Source organism: Sedimenticola thiotaurini (genome assembly GCF_001007875.1).
In the GTDB taxonomy this organism is placed as follows: Bacteria; Pseudomonadota; Gammaproteobacteria; order Chromatiales; family Chromatiaceae; genus Sedimenticola; species Sedimenticola thiotaurini.
The window spans coordinates 927,129-950,350 of record NZ_CP011412.1 but is presented as its reverse complement, the minus strand read 5'-3'; the positions used below and the strand labels follow the sequence as shown (position 1 = coordinate 950,350).

18 protein-coding genes are annotated in these 23,222 nt (G+C 51.2%); 8 read left to right on the top strand and 10 right to left on the bottom strand.

What is annotated here, in order from left to right; genetic code table 11:
- Position 1: 1 nt before the first annotated feature.
- A complete protein-coding gene (locus AAY24_RS04205; protein WP_046858630.1) occupies positions 2-4,396 on the bottom strand; it encodes a heparinase II/III family protein in 4,395 nt (1,464 codons plus the stop codon).
- 226 nt (positions 4,397-4,622) lie between these two features.
- Between AAY24_RS04205 and AAY24_RS04200 the strand changes: the two genes are divergently transcribed.
- Positions 4,623-5,114 carry a low molecular weight protein-tyrosine-phosphatase gene (locus tag AAY24_RS04200; RefSeq protein WP_046858629.1) on the top strand — a complete coding sequence of 164 codons (492 nt, stop codon included), beginning with the start codon at positions 4,623-4,625 and terminating at the stop codon, positions 5,112-5,114.
- Between the two features lie 230 nt (positions 5,115-5,344).
- On the top strand, positions 5,345-8,116 hold the full coding sequence (gene prsT / locus AAY24_RS04195; RefSeq protein ID WP_046858628.1) for an XrtA/PEP-CTERM system TPR-repeat protein PrsT: 2,772 nt from the start codon (positions 5,345-5,347) through the stop codon (positions 8,114-8,116).
- A 35-nt stretch (positions 8,117-8,151) separates the two neighbouring features.
- Here prsT and AAY24_RS04190 read toward each other — a convergent pair whose 3' ends face one another.
- A complete protein-coding gene (locus tag AAY24_RS04190) occupies positions 8,152-9,294 on the bottom strand; it encodes a GNAT family N-acetyltransferase (protein ID WP_046858627.1) in 1,143 nt (380 codons plus the stop codon).
- A 407-nt stretch (positions 9,295-9,701) separates the two neighbouring features.
- On the opposite strand from AAY24_RS04190, the gene AAY24_RS04185 reads away from it, so the two are divergent.
- Positions 9,702-10,772: a hypothetical protein gene (locus AAY24_RS04185; RefSeq protein ID WP_046858626.1), complete on the top strand. Its 1,071-nt coding sequence runs from the start codon at positions 9,702-9,704 to the stop codon at positions 10,770-10,772.
- A 10-nt stretch (positions 10,773-10,782) separates the two neighbouring features.
- On the opposite strand, the gene AAY24_RS04180 is transcribed toward AAY24_RS04185, so the two are convergent.
- Complete coding sequence (locus tag AAY24_RS04180) at positions 10,783-11,640, bottom strand: ThiF family adenylyltransferase (protein ID WP_046858625.1); 858 nt, start codon at positions 11,638-11,640, stop codon at positions 10,783-10,785.
- Positions 11,641-11,689: 49 nt separating this feature from the next.
- Positions 11,690-12,682 carry an SDR family oxidoreductase gene (locus tag AAY24_RS04175; RefSeq protein WP_046858624.1) on the bottom strand — a complete coding sequence of 331 codons (993 nt, stop codon included), beginning with the start codon at positions 12,680-12,682 and terminating at the stop codon, positions 11,690-11,692.
- Positions 12,683-13,170: 488 nt separating this feature from the next.
- Between AAY24_RS04175 and AAY24_RS19370 the strand changes: the two genes are divergently transcribed.
- A complete protein-coding gene (locus AAY24_RS19370; RefSeq protein WP_234422240.1) occupies positions 13,171-14,061 on the top strand; it encodes a PEP-CTERM sorting domain-containing protein in 891 nt (296 codons plus the stop codon).
- A gap of 53 nt (positions 14,062-14,114) precedes the next feature.
- On the opposite strand, the gene AAY24_RS18405 is transcribed toward AAY24_RS19370, so the two are convergent.
- The 4 genes from AAY24_RS18405 to AAY24_RS04150 form a co-directional block, all read right to left on the bottom strand.
- Positions 14,115-15,113: an HD-GYP domain-containing protein gene (locus AAY24_RS18405; RefSeq protein ID WP_082117021.1), complete on the bottom strand. Its 999-nt coding sequence runs from the start codon at positions 15,111-15,113 to the stop codon at positions 14,115-14,117.
- 358 nt (positions 15,114-15,471) lie between these two features.
- The gene (locus AAY24_RS04160; protein ID WP_046858622.1) at positions 15,472-16,848 is read right to left on the bottom strand and encodes an L-serine ammonia-lyase; all 1,377 of its coding nucleotides are present in this window, start codon (positions 16,846-16,848) and stop codon (positions 15,472-15,474) included.
- Between the two features lie 122 nt (positions 16,849-16,970).
- Positions 16,971-17,696 (bottom strand): glycerophosphodiester phosphodiesterase family protein, encoded by a 726-nt coding sequence (locus AAY24_RS04155; RefSeq protein ID WP_046858621.1) that lies wholly within the window; start codon positions 17,694-17,696, stop codon positions 16,971-16,973.
- Positions 17,693-19,846 (bottom strand): putative bifunctional diguanylate cyclase/phosphodiesterase, encoded by a 2,154-nt coding sequence (locus AAY24_RS04150; protein WP_199930489.1) that lies wholly within the window; start codon positions 19,844-19,846, stop codon positions 17,693-17,695. The genes AAY24_RS04155 and AAY24_RS04150 overlap by 4 nt, the downstream gene beginning before the upstream one ends.
- Before the next feature lie 286 nt (positions 19,847-20,132).
- On the opposite strand from AAY24_RS04150, the gene AAY24_RS04145 reads away from it, so the two are divergent.
- The 4 genes from AAY24_RS04145 to AAY24_RS04130 all read left to right on the top strand — a co-directional run bounded on the left by AAY24_RS04145 (position 20,133) and on the right by AAY24_RS04130 (position 22,004).
- Positions 20,133-20,432 carry a TusE/DsrC/DsvC family sulfur relay protein gene (locus tag AAY24_RS04145; protein WP_046858619.1) on the top strand — a complete coding sequence of 100 codons (300 nt, stop codon included), beginning with the start codon at positions 20,133-20,135 and terminating at the stop codon, positions 20,430-20,432.
- Positions 20,433-20,485: 53 nt separating this feature from the next.
- Entirely contained in the window at positions 20,486-20,959 is a 474-nt protein-coding gene (gene bcp, locus AAY24_RS04140) for a thioredoxin-dependent thiol peroxidase (RefSeq protein ID WP_046858618.1), read from the top strand.
- A 126-nt stretch (positions 20,960-21,085) separates the two neighbouring features.
- Positions 21,086-21,451 carry a Spx/MgsR family RNA polymerase-binding regulatory protein gene (locus AAY24_RS04135; RefSeq protein WP_046858617.1) on the top strand — a complete coding sequence of 122 codons (366 nt, stop codon included), beginning with the start codon at positions 21,086-21,088 and terminating at the stop codon, positions 21,449-21,451.
- A 91-nt stretch (positions 21,452-21,542) separates the two neighbouring features.
- Entirely contained in the window at positions 21,543-22,004 is a 462-nt protein-coding gene (locus AAY24_RS04130) for an EVE domain-containing protein (protein WP_046858616.1), read from the top strand.
- A 34-nt stretch (positions 22,005-22,038) separates the two neighbouring features.
- On the opposite strand, the gene AAY24_RS19105 is transcribed toward AAY24_RS04130, so the two are convergent.
- Complete coding sequence (locus tag AAY24_RS19105; RefSeq protein ID WP_199930488.1) at positions 22,039-22,194, bottom strand: hypothetical protein; 156 nt, start codon at positions 22,192-22,194, stop codon at positions 22,039-22,041.
- Positions 22,195-22,289: 95 nt separating this feature from the next.
- A complete protein-coding gene (gene gluQRS, locus AAY24_RS04125; RefSeq protein ID WP_046858615.1) occupies positions 22,290-23,186 on the bottom strand; it encodes a tRNA glutamyl-Q(34) synthetase GluQRS in 897 nt (298 codons plus the stop codon).
- Positions 23,187-23,222 lie beyond the last annotated feature (36 nt).

Below are 23,222 nucleotides of genomic sequence, written 5' to 3'. Positions count from 1 at the left end.
ATTACCAGCTGAGCCGGATATTGTCTCTAGCAGTGTCATTGAGAGGGATGATCGCCATCCCGGCATCGTCGGCGGTATAACCGGTTTCCGCGCCATCGAGCACCAGGGTTACCCGGGTCCCGGGAGTTATTCCGACCAGGTAGAGGGCGTCATCGCCGCGCTTTGTCGCAACGGATACCTGCTGCGGTTCCCGACCGTCCACAAAAAGGACCAGATTACCCTGAGTGCGTGCTCCATAGATACGCTCCGAGCCGGTCTCAAGCCGTTCCGGGTCAACCTCTTTAAACTCCCCCAGACTCGGAGTCAGCACGGTCAGGAAATGATCTTCCGAACGGGGTTTGGCAGGTTGGATCTCCACCCGCCAGAGGGCGTCCTCAAACCAGGGTTTCCGATTTACGCCTTCAACCATGTTCCAGCCATCCAGCTCGCTGTCATCGCCATCGGTTTCCACATAGTACTGGTAGTCGGGGCCGCCTATCAGACGGGTGATGCTCTCCCTGGGATAGAGGGTATCCACCCGCAATCTGCCCGGGCCGTTGGCTATCCGCAGCTGCCTGGCTCCACTCTGCAGGATGCCGTTCTCCTCCGTTCCCGCCAACAGCCGTGTATCTGCCAATCGGGGGCGATTAATGGTGTGCAACAGCCACTTCTTGGCATAGTCGGGATCGGTGGAGACCAGCTTGTCGTGAATGATCAACTGATCCGTGTTCACCAGGTAGAGCAACTCCCGGGTGGCTTCGGTGACTTTGCCGTTCTGCCCGTTATCGTCGTATTGGGTATTGTTATATGCGGCGGTGAGGTCCGCCGCGATGTAGTGATAACGGCTGTCGTTGCCGGCATAGGCGAGCAGTTGCCCCCCCTCAAGATGCAGGCCGTTGTGTAACTGATCTGCCCATTGACCGGTACTGCGTATGGCACTGCCGGTGGGCAGTGTGATCCGTTGTCCGCCACCGGCCACGTTTTCCTTAAAGAACCGGTTGGGTTTTACCTTCTCTTCAGGGCGTACCACAAGCAGGGAGTTCTTCGCCACGGTTCGCAGGTAGTAATTGAGCCTATGCTCACTGAAAAATCTGCCATAGGTGCCACTGTTGCTGGCCAGGGGGGCACCTTTAAACAGAGTGAAATGGCCGGCATCGTAGTGGCCGTGATGGGTAAAGCTGTCACCTGCCCGGAAGCTGATAAAAGTATCCTGTGGCGACCAGCCGGAGCGGAAATAGGCCGTGTTCATGGCGTTTTTGCCAAACAGCGTGGCACCGGGCAGATAATCCCTGGCGAAGCTCAGGGTCTTCCTGGTCGATTGTGGTAGCGGCGTGATAGTGGGGTCATTGAACAGCAGAAATCCCCAACGATAGCCCTGGTAGTAGCTGGCGTAACCATAGAGTTCCCCCAGGTAGCGGGAGTAGGCGGCCAGTGCCGGATCTTCTGTTGCCTGGGTGATCAGATCGATGACCCGTCGAGTCTCATCTTTCAAATCGACCCGGGGGCCTTCATCACCCAGGCCATGGGCCCGGTTGTCGGGGCGGGTGTTGTAGATATGCCAATACCCCACACGCCTGAGGGTTTCTATCACTTGCTGGCGGTTTTGCGGATCTTCCACTCCGTTCAGGTAGGCGTTGGCGGCCAGGGTGAAGAGAAATCCCCGATTGTTGATCCAGTAGTTATAACCCTCCGGCCAGGCTTCCGTCATGGCCACCGCTTTGAGGGTTTCCAGGAAATGGGCCTGAGCCTGGGTTATCAGGAGCAGATCGTCAGGGTTGGTCGGGTCCAGCACTACAGCTGCCAACCAGGCGATAGAGGAGAGCGTGGTCCGGCCATGCCAGAGCGACAAGCTGTTCCCCTCCAGTAACAGCAGGGCGTGCCGCAGCGCGCTGCGGATCCTGTCCTCGATGGCCAGGCGGTCATCCTCTTTCAAGCCGGGATAGAGATGAATAAAGTCGTAGGCGAAGGCGTATTGCCACACATTTCCGTAGTTTTCGTTATTTCGCGCCACCTGCATATAGCCACTTCTGAGCCCGTGAATAATCTTTTCTGCGGTGGCAGCATCGCCGGTACTTAACCAGCAGCTGGTCAGGCCTGGCAGGCTGTTGCTGGAGCAGGGGCGGTAGTTTTTTCTGTCATAGTTACTGTAGAGAGCAAGGCGCTGCTCTATGGCCTGGGAAATGCCGTGCCCCTGCCATTTGGAGAGCTCCGGCAGGAGGATTCTGGGGTGGGCCGGTCTCAAGTTCCCCACCAGTTGGTGTGCGTTGTGGTAGCTGTCAGGCATGATAGCCTGTACCAGATAACCATCCCGCTGGCCCAGTTTGTCCAGCAGGCGCAAGGCCAGTTGCCGGGTGCCCATGCCGGTATATTGGGTGGCTCCCCAGATACCCAGGGTGAGCAATAACAGGGTGCTCACGATAACAGCTGAAATCTGGTATAGGAGCGGGAGCCGCCGGAAGTGGCGCAGCAGCTTGTTTGCCATTCCCGGGGGATGCTGTTGGGCTGGAAGCAGGGTAAGTGCCGTTGTGCGGCTGGCCAGCAGTATCCAGGTGGAGAGGAACAGCAGCAGCGTCAGCCGGGGTTCGTCCAGGATACTGTCAAACAGCCCCACCACCAGCAAACCGGTAAGGGCGGGCAGATAGAGCAGGGGAAAACTGTCCCTGTGTCGCAGTCGCTCAAGGGAAACCAGCAGGCTGTAGACAATTAGTAACGTGAAGATAAGAAGACCGATCCACCCCCCTTCAAAGAAGGTATCGACCCAGATGTTTTTGATATGCCAGCCAAGATGGTTACCGGAATAGAAGAACCAGTGATCCAGGCCCTGATCAAAGGTACTGTTCTGTAGTAGCTGTTTGCCGCTGGGAGTGATGATCTGTACGTCATCGATATCAACTCCCTGGGTGAGTCCCCGGTTCAGAATGGATATCTGCACCGGGCGTGAGCCGTACCACTGTTTTACTCCCAGGTTCCTTACACTGAAAGTTTTATTGAAATTGATCCATTGGCTGCTATCGGAACCGGTATTGATACCCATCCAGCGGCAGGTCTTGTAAGACTGGTAAATCAACCTTTCACAAATCTCCACCAGTAGTCGGGTAGCTTGGTCGTTTCTGGGTCGCAGGCTGATGGACAGACGGTAGGGCCCCGGTTCCGCTACTTCGAAGCGTTGGGTCAGGAACAGGTCGCCGCTATCGTTGCTCCTGTCCATGCGCAGAAAACTGTTGTTGTCCTGCCGGGCATGCAACATGGTGGGGGGGAGGTCATCACCGGGATGGGACCAGTAGTAGCTCCTTGGAAAGGCTCCGCGGCCCATACCAAACAGTTGACTCTCTTTATCCTTCCCCATCATGTCGATTGCCGAATTCCAGTGTTGGAAACGTCCGGCCAGGTCACTGCTCACCGTGCTGAAGCGGTGTTTGATGAATTCGCCACTGATAAATGGGGTGGATACCAGCAGCGCCAGCGCCACGATACCGAGTAGATACCAGCCCCTGCCAGCATGGCTGGAAGGGGCAGAACGGCTGATCAGCATCCAGGCCGCCAGGCCGGTAAAAACAGCCACAATCACCGCCGCATAATCGGCACGACTGAAGGTGACCGCCAGACCGTAGAGCGCAAACAGCAGCAGACAGAAACCGGCCAGATGAATCAAGCGGTTTCGCCACAGCAGGAATAGCGCGCCAACAAACGGCAGGGAGAAGATCAGGTGGGCATCCAACGGCGCTCCACCGGTCGTCATGCCGGAGAACAGGCCGGTTACCCGGTAGGGCTTGGAGAAGTTGAGGATGCCGGAAAACAGTGCTCTTTCCCAGAGAATCGCCATCAGATCGGTTGCCAGACCACCGACCACGCCGGCGATAAACAGCCGTACGACCGGGTTGCCCCGATTAATAGCCTGCCCCAACAACGGCAGCAGAAGTAGTGCCCAGAAAAAACCTTTTGCCAGTCTCAGGCTGTTGTAGTGGCTGTAATAACTGGTAAATGCATTGGCATCGACCGGCTGAATAGGTAGCAGCCCTTTCAGGGCGGTGTAACACTGCCAGACAATCAGCAGGAGTATGAGAAGCCAGCGTTTCCGGTTGAGTTGCAGCGGGGTGAACCAGGCTTCTCGCCTCATCAGGCCGGCGGCCACCGTGATCAGCACCAGCAGATCAAATTCACCAAAGAAGATACGCCCACTGGCGGGTGTCAGGTCGAGGACCGGCAGCAGGGTCGGCAGGACAATCAACCAGAGCCAGGGGTAACGCCACAGCAGTAGCAGATAGAGGACAAAACCGGCTGCCAGCCAGTTGACTGCGATGGGGAAATCCACCAGCGTAACAGTGACGGTGGTCAAAATCCCGATAGCCAGCAGGCGCTGGAAGAACACCAGTAGCTGGGGCGCTACCTGTTGCGGCCTGGTCAACGGTTTAGACATAGTGAAGATTTGTTCCGTTTGTGCCAACGCCAATCAGGGATAGGGTATGTTGTGGGGGATGAAAAAAGCGACCTGTTATCTGATTGGTGCACATCCATCTGCACAGGCTCCCTGCGATTATTCCATGAGTTAACCACCGTGAACGGCTCAGCACGAACCGGAAGGCATGTTATATTTAACAGTGACCAAGCAGGATCAAAGCACTTCATCTTACCAGTATCATAATATGAAAAAGAAAAAAATCTCTCTTCTCATGGTCTGCTCTGCCAATATCTGCCGCTCACCCATGGCAGAGGGCTTGATGAAGCGTGAGCTGATGATGCGGGGCCTGGATCACCTGGTCGAAGTGGATTCCGCTGGTACCCATGTATTCAAGCCTGGTCACCGCCCTGATAAACGTGCACAGCAAGTGGCTGATAAGGGGGGGATTAACATCAGGAAGTTGAAGGCACGCATGATCAGCGAGGAGGATTTTCAGCGATTCGATCACATTCTGGCCATGGATGAGGAGAATCTGCATAGTCTGCAGGCGATCTGTCCCGAAGAGTATGGGGACAAGCTATCATTGATCATGTCGTATGCGCCAGGGAGTGATGCAGCTGAAATCCCGGATCCCTATTTTGGCAACCTTCTGGGATTCGAGCGGGTACAGGGATTGCTGGAACTGGGATGCAGGGGCTTAGTGGAGCATTTGATTACCCGGTATGGTTTCTCCTAGATAGATAGCATCTGTGGTGTTGATCGAGTAAACCCTCCGTCCGGTGTTGCCGCTACCAGATGCATGGGGCATCATGGGTATCTTTTTAACCATGTGGACATTCGGGTTGTTGGTCCGGGATCTATAGCCTGCAAACAGAGGACTATTAAAACTTTTTTGTGATATTGCAGTTATCCGGATAGTGGACAGAAGATCTGTTCAGCATGCTAAATGAACAAATAGGAAGTTTAATGAATAAGATTCTTAGTGGTGTGTTTTATCTCTCCCTTTCACTGCTTGTTGCCGGCTGCGGATCACCCATTGATGATCAGCAACATGTGGAAAATGCCCGGCAGTTTTTAAATAGCGGCGATCAGAAGTCGGCCCTCATTGAACTTAAAAGCGCGCTTCAGCAGAACCCGGATAACAGTGAGGCGCGCAGCTATCTGGGGCAACTTTACCTGCAGGCCGGCAACTTCGGTGCCGCCGAGAAAGAGTTGAAAAAAGCCAAACAGCTGGGGGCAGATGATAACGATGTACTCCCCAGCCTGAGCCAGGCACAACTCCAGTTAAGAGAGATTGATGAAGTCCTGGCAATCGATACCAGCCAGCTCGATCCATTGGCGCTGGGTCAAGTCCTTGCGGCTAAGGGAATTGCTCATTTAACCCGGGGCGAATCCAGTGAGGCGGCGGAACTGACCGAAAAGGCGTTGAGTATGGCAGCCAACTCTCCCTATGTACGAGTTGCCAGGGCAAGTGCCTATCTGCGGGGAGAGGATGCTGTTGAGAAGGCCCGGGCAGAGCTGGAAAAGGCGTTTGAAATTGATAATAACTATCCCGCTGCCTGGAGTCTGCTGGGAGATCTGGAAGTTAAAGAGAAACATCTGGAAGAGGCAAGGGAGGCCTATACCAAATCCATATCCCTCCAGCCCACGAATCTGTCTGATCGCAACAAACGGGTGACGGTCAATATTCTGCTGAATGACCTGAAAAAGGCACAATATGACCTGGATATATTAAAGAAAAAACTACCAGGCAATCCGGGTGTCGCCTTCTCACAGGGTCTGGTCTATCTGGTATCGCAAAAACTGGAGGATGCCAAATCAGCTTTTGATCTGGCACTGTTGGATCAGGAGCGTTATCCGCTTTCCCTGTTCTACCTGGCCTATGTGAACTATCAGCAGGGCAATATGGCGCAGGCGGAAACCCATGCGGAACGCTACTTTACGATCAATCCCGACTACCTTCCGAACAGAAAGTTACTGGCGGAAATCAAATATGCCAAGAATCAGTACGATAATGTTGAGAGGCTGCTTACGCCTGTTTTAAAAGACAATGAGAAGGATGAGGGGATACTGAATATCCTGGCCAAAACCCAACTTATGCAGGGCAAGACGGCGGAGGGTATTGCACTTTTAAATAATCTTGTGGAGCAGTATCCGGACTCGGTGGATGCCAGAATACGCCTGGGGGCCGGCCTGTTGTTGAGTGGCAGCGAGGAGGACGGGTTTAAAGAACTGGATGTCGCCATTAAACAGGATGACAGCAATCACAGGGCCGATATATTTCGTGTACTCAGTTACCTCAGGCTGAAGCAGATTGATAACGCCCATCAGGCTGTTAGCGAGTTTCAGTCCAGGGCACCGGACAGCGAGATCCCCTATAACCTGAGCGGCATGATCTACCTGGCGGAACGGGATTACAAGGCAGCCCGCAAGGCCCTGGAGCAATCCTGGAAGATGAAGCCGGGCAATACCGACGCAGGACACAATCTAGCCGCGATCCTGATAATGGACCGGGACTATAACGGTGCCCGGAATTACCTGGATGAAGTGTTGGCCGCACACCCGGATAACCTGGAAACCCTGGTTAAACTGGCAGAACTGGATGCGCTTGAAGGTAAAACAGAACAACAGGTACGTAAGCTTGAGAAAGCGATCCGATTGTACCCATCGGCTGTTAAACCCCGGACGATGCTGGCGAATCATTTTATCCAAATTGGAAAACCGGGGCAGGTGGCCGGACTGATAGAGACGCTCGATCTTGAGACAAAAAGACAAGTACCGGTGATGACCGTTATCGCTAATCAGAAATTGGCACAAGGTGACTTTGAGTCTGCAGAGCGGGAAGCTCTGAAGATCATCGAACGGGATCCCGATGGGGCAAATGGTTATTTTCTGCTGGCCCAGGCCCGGATGGGCCTGGGGCAAACTGATCAGGCCGAAACTGCGCTGTTGGAGGCACTGGAAAAGGATGAACAATTTCTGTCTGCGCGTATTGCACTGCTCAGACTCCTGGCCAGAAAACAGGATATTCCCGCTATTGAGCATCAGCTGGCCATACTGAAAACCACAGCTGCCGATAATGAAGAAGTTATCCGGGTTGAATTCGCCCTTGAGGAGTTGAAAGGGGATCATCAACAGGCCCTGGTGTTGGCAGAACGGCTGTTTAAGGCTTATCCAACGACAGAGAACATGCTGGCGCTGTCGAGGCAGAGACTCAGAGTTGGCGACAGTGACGGGGCGCTGAGTCTGCAGGAAACATGGGCAGATAAAAACAGTGATAATTTTACCGCAAACCTGATCCTGGCCGAGACCTACACCCAACTGGGGAAGTATGATCTCTCTGCCAGGTACTATAAAAAGGCCCTGGAACTCTCCCCTGACAATGTGCTGGTGTTGAACAATCTGGCCTGGTCATTGAGAGAGGGTGATCCTGAACAGGCTCTGGTTTATGCCGAAAAAGCCAACGAGCTGAAGCCCGGCACCGTGACATTGATGGATACACTCGCCATGGTCTATCTGGCCAATAAGAACCCGGATAAGGCTCTGCAGACCATTAAGGAGGCCCGATACCTCGATCCTGAAAACAGAACCCTACGTCTGCACGAGGCGAAAATTAATGCCGCGGCAGGTAACAAGGAGTTGGCGGTTGAAACGCTCCAGGAACTGTTGAGCAAAGAAGAGGAGTTCGCTGAAAAGTCAGAAGCGGAGGCGTTGCTTAAATCCCTTAAAAATGGCTGAACTCTGGCCTGCCAATGGGGATATTATCAAGATCCCTAATTGGCCCTGAAGTCGGATGACTCACTACCGGCAAGGATACGGGAGCATAGTCCGCGGCAAAGATTCATTAAAACTTTGTTGGCCAACTGTCCTTCGTGTTTCAGTAGGCGTGATAAGCCCTTCTCATCAAGGGACAGGACCTTTACATCTTCAGTCGCCGCGATAATGCTCGCAGTTCTGGGCACCCCCAGGAAAAAGGCAATCTCACCGATCACTTCGCCCGGCGAGACCATGGCGATCATCTGGCCATTTTTCTCAACCGCCACGTGACCCGATAAAAGGATAAACATGGTTTTAGCCGAGTTGTCCTTTTCGATTATGTGGTTGCCTTTCTTGCAGGCGATGATGTGGCTTTTCTGAATCAGGCGTTCGATCTCTTCCTCTTCCAGAAAGTCGAACAGACTCGGGGTCGTGTTGAAAGCAAACTGTTTTTCCGGTGACAGGGATTTAATCTCGTTGAGGAATTGCCCGGTATTGGAAACAGTCAGGCTGTGGACATTGGACTTGTCGTCAATAATTTGTGTCAGCGCTTCGGTCGATTGACAATAGGCCAAGTCTTCAGGTTTCGTCAGCATAGCAAAGGGAGACCCAATCTGTTTAAGGTGCTCGAAATCACCTACAATTAATGCCATTGGAATGACCAGGCCAATTCCAGGATAGGTATAAGGGGTGGTGAACGGTCTGAATCCAAGTTTCAGGTAAGAGTTGAGATGATGGGGTTCGCAATCCAACAGGACAATTTCCGCCTTGTGCTGGAGAACGAAATTCATGACTTCCCTGTACATCCTCAACGTGACATTGCTGCCCCGGTGATCTTCGGTCACCATCAATCGTTCGACTATACAGATCTGATCCTGTCTCAGCACGCCCATGAACGGCGCAATACTGTATGCTTCGATCAGTGAGTCTGGAAATGGCTGATCTCCACCCCAAAAGAGCCGCAGGGTACCGATTGGTTCACCGTTCTGGATAGCGATTACAGCACGGGCGAATTCATCATACTCGTCCCGCAATTCCTCTTTTTCATGGTCGCCTTTATCCTTGAGCCGACCCATGCTTTTGACATAAATCTGATAACGCAGTCTGAAGGAAGCCCGATTGTCCTCTTCCGTTATCGCAAATCTGACACCATCCTGCATATAGCCTCCCCAAAAACCATACCACAGCGCTCTGATATAGAGATGAACTGACTGTTATTTATCAATCAGTGTAAAAAACTTTTCAGCCGTTTATCGGTGGTGGTTTTAAATAACTTCCTATCGATAACAATATAATACCATTCATACCATCGATCTATCGAACCCTGTATATACAATGTCTACACATTCAGTATATAAGAGAAAAAATACTACTGGTCGGTTATGTGTGCAATTTGCCGTGAAACGGACCGGTGTTAACCCATTGATCCATATCTGATAGTTATTATAGGAAATAGATTTATAATCGGCGCTAAAAATTGTTCAGGCGGTGCAGGGTAGCAGCGGTGGCCGGTTATGATCGGTTCGGCGCAATATAAGCCATCTAATAAACAACAGGATCTGAAGCCATGCAAAAAGAGGATATGCTGAAATTGTTAACTGCCGGGATAATGGCGCCGTCCGCAGACAATATGCAACCCTGGAAATTCCGGATAGGTGATGATTCGCTGGAGATCTCTCTTGACCAGGAGCAGTTGGGTCACTTTTTCGATCCCGCAGAGGTTGCCACGGCGATGGGGTGCGGCGCACTGATTGAGAACATTGATCACTGTGCGCGCCAAATGGGGCTTCAGATGGATCTGAATCGTCGCGTGGAGGCTGATCAGAAAATAGTCGCCACCTTAAGCTTCTCACCTTTGATACCGGGCAAACAGGGCGGTGATCTGTCCGATGCAGTGTTCTCCCGATGTACTGACAGAGCCTTGTATGACAGGAGAAAAACGATCACTGCCAGTGACAAGAAGCTACTAGAGGATTCGGTCAATCAGGCTGAAAATTACACCCTGACGCTCTATGACAATCCGGAACAGCGCAAAAAAATCATAAAAACCGTTTATGGGGCGGATACGATCAGGTTCAGTCATGAAAAAGTACACAGGGATTTTTACCACGTTTTGAGATTTGGCGACGCTGCAGAGAGAACCCGGGAGGGCTTGGCCCAATCCACCCTGGGTATTGAGTTCTTCTTTATCCCGGTATTAAAAGCGCTTCGTTCCTGGAAAATAACCCATTTTCTCAACAGGGTTGCGGGTCTCCATCATATGATGGCATTACGTGGAGTCTGGCTGCCAATGGTGTTTTCATCCAGCCTGGTCTCAATCACATACAGGGGAGCAGCCGATTATCTGCAGTTTGGCCGGGTTATGGAACGGTTCTGGCTGCAAGCGACTGCGGCCGGGTTGAGTGTTCAGCCCATGGGGGCGTTTCCACTGTTTCTTGCCCGTGTCAAAACAGTGGATGGTGAGGGGTTCAGCGAGAGGGAAATCGCCCGGCTGAATAACCTGGAGCAGCTTTTCGCCAGCGCTACTCCGGGTTATCAAACGGGGACAGATCAATTGGTCATGCTGTTTCGGCTCGGCTACGCCAAACGGCCACCGAATCGGTCTTTACGGAGGCCGTTGGACTCCTTTCTGATCTGATCCGCTCCTCTTACAACCCCAACAGTCGTTTGGCGACGCCGAACTTAAGTTTCTGAACGGGATTTCTGTTTCCCATCCAGAGGGTTCCCTTTTTAAGCTTGTTGAGCCGGGCGTCGTAGCAGGTATAGTGAGGGATCGGTTTCAGCTCTTCCGGATGCAGGATGGCCAATATGGCCTGGGTGATAACCATGCCGGTTGCCAGTTTACAGCCACTGGCAATACTGGGAGCTTTACGCTGGCTCAGGTCAACAGAATCCGGGTCGACATACTTCAGATGGAAGCCGGCAGGTGCACAGCCCAGGGACATTTTCAACACCTGGTGTTCAAGCGATGCGCTGTAGTCGATATCAAAATAGTCATCAAAGGACATGCCGTTGGCGGTGTAGACCAGCATTCCCACGCCAAAGCCAAGTGGTACCCCGAAAATGGCCGGTATATTCCGTTCCCGGCAGGCGTTAATGATCATGCGATGTGTCTGAATCTCGAAGAACTCGACCGCATCGATAAAAACATCAGCCCCCTCCAGGAAAGCATCGATATTGGACTCGTTGATTCCATCGGGATAGGTTTCAATCTGGCTGTCCGGGTTGATATCCAACGCCAGATCCCGCATCACGGTCATTTTCGGTTTGCCGACTGAGGAGATAGTGGCGCCATACTGGCGGTTAAAATTACCCACTTCAAATTCATCGAAGTCGGAAATCTTGAAGTTTCCGATGCCCGCCCTGGCCAGGGTTATCAGATAATCTCCACCCACGCCCCCCATGCCGGCGATTGCCACGGTGGCATGTTTCAGTCGCTCCTGCTCCTGGGTGGAGGTGATGCCGTTGTTTCGGGAAAAGGCCAGGTCGTAATCAAAATCACTCATTTTTCTTCTATCCATTCGATCGTTTTTAATTGGTCGTATTCCAGATCCACTATTCGCCTTCAGCCAACTTTCTGGATATAAATGACCGGGTGTCAGTGAATTCCATATCTAAAAGACCGGACAGTTCGGTCATGTCAGGTGTGAATTCATATTGGCCAAGCAGGGCAAGAATGCTCATCATATTCGCCCCGGCTGGAGAGTGTTTGCGCATGATAAATTCAAGCAGTTTCAATAGCCATATTGGCAAGGGCAGTTTTGTTACTTTTTTATCAAGCTTTTCTCCATAAATATCGGCCACTTCCCGCCAGGAGAGCGCCTGGGGTCCACCCAGGTCAATAAGCTTATTGATAGTTGCTGGTTGGTTGATTGCCCGCACCATGCAGTTAGCCACATCTTCAATGCAGATAAAGGATTGCCGGGTCTGGCCATTGCCCGGAACCAGGGCCACACCATATTTTTCCAGGATGCCGTTGGTCAGGGATGACCATAAGCGTGACAGCCAGTAGCCGCGCAGCAGGGTAGGTTGTGGAATACCCTTCATGACAGCGCTACTCCCCATCACTGCATAGTAAATATCCATGAAGGCGGCACCGCGAAAGATGGTGTAAGGGATGCCCGATTCAATAATCATCTGTTCGACTTGGCGCTTTATGACGAACTCGGGAATCTGCTCGTCAAACGGGGAGGGGAAGGCGGATATATATATAAGGTGTTGGATCCCATGTGTCTGACAGGCGCGAATAATATTCCTGTAGTAGAGAAGATCATCGACACCGAAAGCTTCTCCTTTACGGGGAACAATGGAACTGGCGGTTGCAACCACATGGGTTATACCCTGGCTACACGCTTTGTCCACGCTCCCGAAATCACTCAGGTCGCCAATATGGGCGGTGACGTTGCCCATTTCCGGCAAGTTCAACCGGGACTGGGATCGGACAAAGGCTGTGGTGGTCAATTTTTCTAAGGTTGCCCGTTGCAGTATGGCACTGCCCAACTGGCCAGTGGCGCCGATAACCAGCAGGTGTGGATGGTTGGCTTCCATAGACTCAGGATCCCGTTCCCTACGCTTTGATCAACTTTAATGTCCGGGTGGATGTGACACAATACGGAATATATCACCAATGTGATGATTTTATTGGGAATTGCCCGGATCTTTTGAGTTGTCAGGTTATTTTACAGCCGAGGCGGGCGGCGAAGCTGATAGCAGGAGTTGTAATTACCCGAAATTTCGCCGGAAGGGGGGGCTTTGGGATGATTCCTGACTAATTCGGGGTGATATTGTGTTCAGGAGTTCATGCCAAGCATGGAATCAGTGCCGATTTGTGACCAGCTTCTTAAGTCTAATGGTGTGTTTCGATGTCGGATAGGGTGAGTCGAGGTTGTCGATATTTTTTACACTAAAGCTTGTTTGATATGAGGCAAGGTAGACAAGAAAATAAAAAAATCATATTAATCAATAGGATAAAAAATATGGCACGGTTGATGCTTTGTTCTAGGCACACGGAACATGTATTCACCATTAGGAATGAGATGATGAAAAAAACACTACTTGCACTAAGCTTGATAGGACTGACCGGCTCTGCTGTAGCATCGCCGTTCTATGTCGATGGCAACACGAACTGGAATGGAGATCTGGCTGCTTCAACTGACAAGGTGTGTGATACCTGCACATCTTCAAAGAATGAGATCACCTATATCTACCAGTCGAACTCCACCACCATTGATAGCAATGGTTCTGGCGCGCTGGATGCCGGTGACACCATTATCACCGACGGTGGTGTGGCGGTTGGAAATCTCACAAACAACGTAGTCACCGGTTTTAATCCGAGTGAAGTATTCGGTGTGGCCAATGATAACGGTTACGGCGACAACTGGCTGTTGACTTTCGGTTTCACCGGCCTGACCGGTACCGTTGTTGAGTATACCCCAGGCGTCTCCCTGGAACTGGCCTATGGACCGGGCGGCAGCTTCGATCTCTACTACACCGAAGATGGCACCACCCTGTACAACTTCATGGATATCCAGGTGACCGGCGCTGTTACCGGTAGTGGCGGTACGCTGTTGGCCGGTGTGGTTGATTTTGCTGACGCCGACGTGTTGACTGATGGTGATCCCACCAATGACTGGATGTTGAACCTGTTCCACTCTGACGGCGCAACCTGCGGTGGCCAGAGCGGTTACTACGATATCTGGAGCACTTGTGATGGTACCGGTTTGCCGCTGCTGCAAATCACCTTCCTGGCTGACTTCAACACCAATGCCAGCACTATCAACGTGACGGACAACGGCGCCGCTGGCGCAATCCTGACCGGTAACCACGATGGTAGCGCCGTATTCAACGTGCCAGAGCCCAGCACCTTGGCACTGTTCGGCGGTACCCTGCTGCTGTTGGGTGCAAGCGCACGTCGCAGAAAAGCATAAGATAAACAGTTGGTGCAAGAGTTGAACGGGCCCTTTTAAAGGGCCCGTTTTTATTACCTGAACAACAGCACAAATTCCGCAAACAGTTTTTTATCAAAATGGCCTGACATCTGTTTCTGCATCAATTTCAATGCATCAAAAGGTTTCATAGCCTTCTTGTAGGAACGCTCGGCAGTCAGCGCATCGAATACATCAGCGATACAGCAGATACGGGCATAGCGATGTATCTCCTTGTCCTTGAGTCGCTTTGGATAGCCGGTTCCATCATAGTATTCATGGTGCTGCATAACGATATAACGGCACTCATCGCTCAGTGCGTTGGCCTGTTTGAGTATTTTATAACCCTGAAACGGGTGGATGCGCATGTGAGCCATTTCGGCATCCGTCAATTTTCCAGGTTTATTGATCACATTGGGGTCTACCATCACTTTGCCCAGGTCATGCAGAAAAAATCCGGCCCCCAACTCATGTAGATCATGTCCATCGGAACGACGAAAAAGCGCTTTAGCCAGTAACAGTGCGGTAATACCTACGTTCACAGAGTGGGTGTAGGTATAGAAGTCGTGGGAGGTGATGCGTAATAAATTGCTGGACGTCTCATCATCCGCAAGCACCAGGTCGGTAATAGAGGCTATCACTTTCTTACTGGTCAGGATATTTTCCGCGGATGGGCTCTCAAACAGTCGTTCCAGCATGGTGCGTGAATGCCTATAAACCACCTGTGCCTTCATCTCAGAAGCCATGGTTCCGTCATTCAACGCCTCCAGCAGTTCGGTTGGGGCGAGCGTTTCCGGGTTCCAGCGTTCGGGAACCGGCTGATCCTTGGGGTCGACGATCAGGGAATTATCTTCAGGTATTAATTGAGCTGCCTTTACATCGCTCCGATCAAAATCCACCAGGATATGGGGCAACTTACACTGCCTGATCTTATCAATCTGATCCTGGTTTTTTATTTTGAATGCGTTTTTGACAAAAGGGTGTTGACTCCAGGAGAGCGGCAACTCCACATACATTCCGATAGTCAATTGCCTTGGAGTGATTTTCTGACGCATTGGTAATCCTGCAGTTTAATAATATTAACGGGCAAAAAGTGGCATGCACTCGTTTTTTGGCTTCCGTATTATCTCCATGTGGCCCATTCGATCTATTGAAGCTGTCTGCTGTTGGTCAGACTAAACATGCCATTTCGGCACAGAAGAAACCCTAAGACTATCCATGATTTGAAGTCTATAGTATTCGGGGCTCGAGTTTAATTAAAAAAAACGACTGTTACGGGAGCAATCCATACTACTGTTTTATAGCTCATAGGGTAATTATTCTTATTGATTGGTGAGACAGAGTAAGCGACAGAATTCAGGGCAATTTGCAGTATCGACTGTCATAGCCATAGACAGGTAGGTCGTGTCGCTTTCAACAGTCGATAAAATTCACTGCCAGGCCGCCGCGCGCAGTCTCTTTATACTTGGTTTTCATATCCTTGCCGGTTTCCCGCATCGTTCTGATCACTTTGTCGAGGGAAATAAAGTGGCTACCATCACCGTAGAGCGCCATGCGGGAAGCGTTGATCGCCTTGATCGAAGCCATGGCATTTCGCTCAATACAGGGCACCTGTACCAGGCCGCCTACCGGATCGCAGGTTAATCCCAAGTTATGTTCCATACCAATCTCGGCGGCATTTTCAACCTGCTGTGGTGTCCCTCCAAGTACCTCGGTCAGTCCTGCGGCCGCCATGGAACAGGCTGAACCAACTTCGCCCTGGCAACCCACCTCCGCGCCGGAGATGGATGCGTTGATCTTGTACAGTATGCCGATCGCACCCGCCGTTAACAGAAAGCGCACGACGCTGTCGTCATCGGCCCCGCGGCAAAATCGAGCGAAGTAGTGCAGAACCGCGGGGATAATTCCGGCCGCTCCGTTGGTCGGTGCGGTCACAATCCGTCCGCCGGCTGCATTCTCTTCATTTACCGCCAATGCATAGAGATTGGTCCAGTCAATGGCATTAAGCGGGGATGGGCCATGCTCGGTACCGGTTTTAAGTTTTCGATAAAGCTTCGCAGCACGACGTTTTACCTTCATTCCTCCAGGCAGAGTTCCTTCCGTGTGACAGCCGCGCTCAACTGTCTCCTGCATGACCTGCCAGATTTTCAGTAACTGTGCCCGTATGGCAGTTTCAGATTGCCAACATTTTTCATTCTCCATGATCAAGTTACTGATATTGTTGCCTGTTTTCTGGCAAAGGGATAACAATTCACTGCCTGTGGAGAAGGGGTAGGGGAGGACAGTGGATACTTGTGGCAGTCTGTCACCCTTGATTTCATACTCATCCAGAATGAATCCACCACCCACTGAATAATAGACCTTGCTCTCCAGCAGTTGCCCGTCATCGGCCATGGCACTGAAGCGCATGCCGTTGGGATGCCCGGGTAGATTCTTCCGTTTATGCAGAATGAGATCACTATCTTCGTGATAAGGGACGGACCATTCGTCGAGAAGATTCAGCGTGTCGGTCCCACGTATCTTTTCCAGTCTGTTCGGAATCTGGTCAATGTCGGTCGTGTCGGGTTGTTCGCCGGACAATCCGAGCAGTATGGCCTTATCACTGCCGTGTCCTTTCCCTGTGGCTCCCAGTGAGCCGAAAAGCTCGGCTTTTACCCGTTGCGTTTGGCTAAGAAGGTCCCTGTTCTTCAGATGTAGCGCAAATCGACGGGCCGCCTTCATAGGGCCTACAGTGTGGGAACTGGAGGGTCCAATGCCGATTTTGAACAGTTCAAAGATGCTGATGGACACGGGGATACTCCAGGGAGATGGGTATGCTCTTACTATAGTCCAGATGGCGTGGGCGGGATCAGAAGCGCAGCGATTGTTGATGGTAAGGCAGGGTTGCCGTTACTGCAGCGTGGATCGCTTAATCAGGCGATCAGTTTGCCGATGTCCCGGGTTTCAATCAGATCGATGCCGCGCCCGATCCAGTGCCTGGCCAGCGTTGCATCCGTGATGTCGTAGATCATCCAGATCCAGGGGCCAGAGGCCAGTTGGTTTGTTTTCGGTAGTTTAGTGTGGTTGCAGATCAGATATTCCGGCTTCAGTACCGATGCCCGATCTATATTGAACTGATCATACTGCCGCAGGACCCATCCTATCTCCAGGTTACTGTTTTCCCTAGCGAAGTTGAGTGCAGCATAACTGAATGAGATCAACACACACTGGGTACTGAAGCGATCCAGAATAGCAAGCAGCGATTGCATCACCGGTGCCACGCCCCAGTGATGCAGGCTCTCCTCCTTGATCTCTACCATTACCCGTGCCGCCGGATAGTCGGCCAGATGGGGCAATACTTCGTGCAGCCAGGGAACGGGTTCAGGGCCATGTTCTCCACCTAATCGTAGCGGCTCATGAATACTGATCTGTTCCAGTTGTTGTTCAGTGATCTCAAGCAGAGAGAGTGGGCGACTGGCTGTTCGATTAAAATCCATATCGTGAAGCAGGACAAAACGACCTGGAGCGTACATTTGGATATCGAACTCCACCCACGTCGCCCCCAGATCCAGTGCGGCTTGAATGCCTCGCCAGCTATTCTCCGGATATGCCTCCATGTATCCCCGATGGGCAACCAGACGGGAAGAGAGGCTGTTCATGGTTTGGGGAAGGGGTGCTGCTCGTCAGCGGACGGGCGCTGGGGGTGGATTGAAATGGGATGACCGTAATAGTAACCCTGGGCATAGTTGATGCCATATGTACGAAGCAATTGGTCGGTTTCCTCGTCTTCCACCATCTCTGCGATGGTTTTGATGCCAAATTGATTCGCAATGCTGGCGATATGCTCCACCATGATTCTGTCTCTCTGATCCACGGCAATCTGGCGCACAAAGCTGCCTTCAATTTTCACGTAGTCGACCGCCAGATACTTCAGATAGAGGAAGGAAGAGAAACCGCTTCCAAAATCATCCAGGGCAAATTCGATACCCAGCTCATGCAGTTCATCAATCAGCCGGCTCAGTTCGGATATTCTTGGCAGGGCCTCCCGTTCAGTAATTTCGAATACGATTCTCTGAAGTTGAATCCCCATCTCCTGGGCAAAGGCCACCATCTCATGGATTACCTGTTCTTTGGCCAGTGTGTGCGACGCGAGATTGAAAAAGAGTCTGCTCTTTTCTGCTGGATGATTGGCTAAATGCTTGATGCCCTGTTTAAACACTTCCATGTCCAGTTCGATAGTCAGGCCTAACTCTTCGGCGGCGTGAATGAACTCGCTGGCAGCGGTATATTTATCGTCACTTTCAATCCTGGCGAGAACTTCATAGGCGTACAGTTCTCCTGGTATCTGTACAATGGGTTGCAGGAATACAGTGATCCGCTCATCTTCCAGGGCCTGGCGCAGAAACTCCCCTTTGGTGAATATCTCCATTTCTGCGACTTTCTCTCGCTCATCCAGGACCGCAACGCAGTTTTTACCACTGTGCTTGGCTTTATACATAGCCACATCCATGGCGATATTGAGATTCTCTACACCATCTCCATTATCCGGATAGCTGACAACCCCAAAACTGGCACTGATACTGATCTTGCAATCCGGTAGCTCCAGTGTGGAGTCAGTCAGTATATGGCGCAGTTTTTCCGCAGATGACAAGCCATGCTCGAAATCGGTCTCGGGCAGAATGATGGCAAATTCATCCCCGCCAAGCCGGGCTATAACGTCACTTTTTCGGGTTTGTTCCATCAGTAGCAACGCCAGCTTTTGCAGCGCCATATCACCCACCGGATGGCCGTAGGTATCATTGATATGTTTAAAGTTATCCAGGTCAATCATGATGAGGCAGAAACTGCGCTGATGGCGGGTAGCCCGGTCAACTTCATAATCGAGAAACTGTTCGAACTTCCGTCGGTTATAGAGGCCGGTGAGAGGATCACGGGCGGAAAGTTGTTCGAGTCTGTACTGAAAGTCCTGCAGTGTGACCAGCATGCGATTGAAGTAGCTGGTGAGATGCTGTACTTCCAGTATTCTGCTTTTATACCTGACTCGCTTGGTCAGATCGGCATGTTGTGATATGTCGCCCATAATATCCGTTAAGGCGCTTATGGGCTGAATGACAAAGGTTTTAAGTTTGAAAAACAGACCGATGAATAACAGTGCCAGAAGCAGGCTGATATAGCCAAGCATCACATTGATCATCAGGGAGAGGGAGACTTTAAGATTCTCCACCGGGTAGCGGATGTCGATGACGCCATTAACATCACCGGGCGTGGACTGTTTATGACACTGAATACAGGCGCGTTCCGCAATTACCGGATAGATGAAGCGGATTTCGGTCTGACTGGTTTGCAATATCTCCTGTCCGTTTGCCAACGCCTGCTGAATTAACGGGTCAGACTCCCGTTGTTTGATCTGGCCGGGTGTGTCTCCAAATTCGTTAATCACCGGGTCTCCCCGATAGGACATGATTTCAATGTTTGGTGCGGCCTGATTGAGACGCTCGATCGTTGCCGATATCTCTTGCTTGTCCCATCCATCGCTCATGACCGAGTAGAGACTTTGAAAGATGAGTTCCGCTGTTTGTCGGGCATCCTCCCGAGACAGGTCGCTGATAGCCTTCTGCTTGATGTTTGTGGATATGAGGAAGATCGCGATGAGGGAAAAAACCAGGTATCCAACTGATAGCAGTAGGATAAACTTTAAAAGTGGCATTCCCTGAACACTCGTTTGTAAATTCTTTGACATCTTCCTGTTCGCGATATGGTACGACTTTTCAGACCGCCGCCTTGTGAGAAGAAGGGAGCGTGGCGACAACAAAAAATAGTTTAGATCGGCCGGACAGCGTAGGGTGCTAATGATGCGTTAAAAAATAGCCATATACCAGTGACGTTTGCATTCCGATCAACCGGGTACTGGATGTGAGCCCAAGTTAATGCTTTGTTACTTATAATAAAAATTAACAAGAACAATAAGATATACGAATCCAAAAAACCTCTAAAAAAGCAATAACCCTATTATCAGGGTGGTGTAATTTAAGTAATCCAATGTACAATTCCATAATTACTTACAAGATTACTAGGTTATTACGGAGTGTATAACAATGAGTGTGGAAATTCCCCAGCGTGATGGTGACGGTTATCTGGTTGATATGAATACCTGGACCCCGGAGATTGGCAAGGCAATGGCTGATGCCGATGGGGTGGTATTGGATGATGAAAAATGGGAACAGATTTTGAAGGCCCGTGAGTACTACGAAGAGCATGCCGTCGTGCCACCAATCCGCAAGTTCGCCAAATATCTGGGTGCGCCATCCAAGGAGATGTTTAATCTCTGGTTGACCGGCCCCATGAAGCCGATTACCAAATATGGTGGCCTGCCTAAACCGACAGGTTGTGTATAATCAAGCACCTGCGGTACATTTGATCGGGTGTTTTTAACAAGGGTAGAGGTTAAATGAAGTATCCGGAAATTGGAAAAAAAGCACCCGAATTCACACTGCACGACCAGGATAACAGAGAGGTCAGCCTGGCGGATTACCTGGGAAAGAATGTGCTTATCTATTTCTATCCCAAGGCATCCACGCCAGGCTGTACCGTACAGGCGTGCGGCATTCGTGACTCCAAGAAGGTTTTCAGTGAGTTGAATACGGTAGTGCTCGGGATCAGTCCTGACTCACCACGGCGGCTGGCAAACTTTACCGAGAAGCAGGGCCTCAATTTTACCCTGCTCTCAGATGAGGATCACGCTGTAGCAGAAGCCTACGGGGTCTGGGGTGAGAAAAAGTTCATGGGCAGGGTTTTTGATGGTATCCATCGAACCACCTTTTTTATCGATGCGGATGGCATATTGCGACACGTCATGGCGAAAGTGAAAACCAAGACGCATCACGAGGATGTGGTGGATTACATCAAGAGCCATATGGTCTAGCATCGGGCCAGCTAGCTGGAAAAATCACTCGGTATTGTATCCCGATCGGGGTCATCTCTCGATAATCACGCATAGTGTTTGCCGGCGTTATAACGCGTTATTAAACCTAAAGATAAGTCACATTCCATGAGTAATCTGAAAATTTACTTGTACGCCAACTGCAGTACCTGTCAGAAGGCCAAGAAGTATCTCAATGAGCATCAGATTGAGTACCAGGAGATCCCCATTCGTGAACAACCGCCTACGGTAACTGAGTTGAAGGCTATGCTGGACGCCTATGATGGTAAATATGCCCGGCTGTTTAATACATCCGGACAGGATTATCGTCAGGGGGGGTATAAGGAAAAGCTCAAGTCCATGTCTGTCGACCAGATGATGGCGGAACTGGCGGCGAATGGTAACCTGATTAAGCGTCCTTTTGTTATTTCCGAGTCGGTGAAACTTGTCGGATTCAAGCAGGAAGAGTGGGATCAGGTATTTCTGAATACCTGAACAAGCGCTATCTGACCACTTCGCATTTGCTCAACGGCTTGATATTCTCTCGCCAAATCGGTGTTTTAATTGATCAGGAATACCCACAATTATGAAACAGTACTGGCTGATGAAAAGTGAACCGGATGCCTACTCAATTGATGATCTGCAGCGTGATAAGACCGAACACTGGGATGGGATCAGGAACTATCAGGCCCGTAACTTCATGATGCGGGATATGAAACCGGGTGATGAAGTGCTGTTTTACCACTCCAGTTGTAAAGTGCCCGGGGTAGTGGGATTAGCCCGGGTCTGCAAGGAAGCGTATCCCGATTTTACAGCTTGGAATCCGGACTCCAAATACTACGATCCGAAATCAACACCCGAGAAGCCCCGCTGGTTTATGGTTGACGTGGAGTTCGTCAAGAAATTCCCCCATGTGGTCTCCCTGAGCCAACTCAGGGAAGTGCCTGACCTGCAGGGAATGCGGCTGCTTCAGAAGGGGAACCGGCTTTCCATCATGCCGGTTGAAGAACGGGAGTTTCAGACTATCTGTAAACTCGCCGAAGGGTAGTGGTTGCCGGTGGGGGCGTACTAACCGCCCAGGTTTACCGGCCTGATGCCACCAGATCCTTCAGCAGATAGTTGCTGTAGGCATCCAGCACGCGCTGCTGTGCAGGGGTCCGAGGGGCATTGGCTTGGGCCATTTTTCGTTTGTACCAGTCCGATATACCACGGGGAAGCGAGGTTTTGGCTTTCCGCATGTCAGTAGTCCTTTTCCTTTCCAATTGGCTTGTCCATTTAAATTATACATCCTGACTGGATAAAAGCACAGATTATCGATCCCGAATTGTCCTATTTATCCAGTAAAATCAAGGTTGTTTATGATTCTGCGGGAATCCCATTCAGTAATTGCCCAAGTCCACAGATCGCCCACGCTTTCCGGGCGTTCTGGCGGAATCGGTTGATTCAGGAATTCCAGGGCAGCCAGTAGCGCAGTAATCTGATCGGAACTGTTTATTGGATCATCACCCAGACGTTTACTCAGTTTCCTGCCGTCTGGAGCCCTGGCCAGTGGCAGGTGCTTATAGTTGGGGGTTGGATAATTGAGCAACCCCTGCAAATAGATCTGCCGGGGCGTGGATTTGAGCAAGTCCGCTCCCCGCACCACGTCGGTAATACCCTGGTAGGCATCATCCACCACCACGGCCAGTTGATAGGCAAACAGCCCATCCGCCCGCCTGATGACAAAGTCGCCGATCTCGCGGGCGATACGCTGATTGATGGCCCCCCATATAGAGTCGTTAAACACCACCGGTCGATCATGGGTGATAAGACGCAGCGCGTACCGCTCTTTGCTGTTCACGTCTCTTAGGCTGAAGCCTGTCCTGCAGGTACCGGGATAGACCACCCCTTCGGCACCTGCGATACCCAGAGCCTGAATTTCACTGCGGCTGCAGAAGCATCGGTAAAGGAGATCCTCTTGCTGGAGTTGGTCGATGGCCGCCTGGTAAGCATCCAGACGGTTGCTTTGATAAAGCACCGGCTCATCCCACTCAAAACCGAACGACTCAAGGGTCCTGAGGATGTCATCCGCAGCACCCGCCACTTCCCGCGGTGGATCGATATTTTCCATTCTGACCAACCACTTACCCTGGTTTTTTCGGGCATCGAGGTAACTGCCCATTGCCGCTATCAGCGAACCAAAATGGAGCGGTCCTGAAGGTGAGGGGGCGAAGCGTCCGCGGTAACTCATGGTGTCGATCAATACGCAATCTATAAAAAAGCCGGC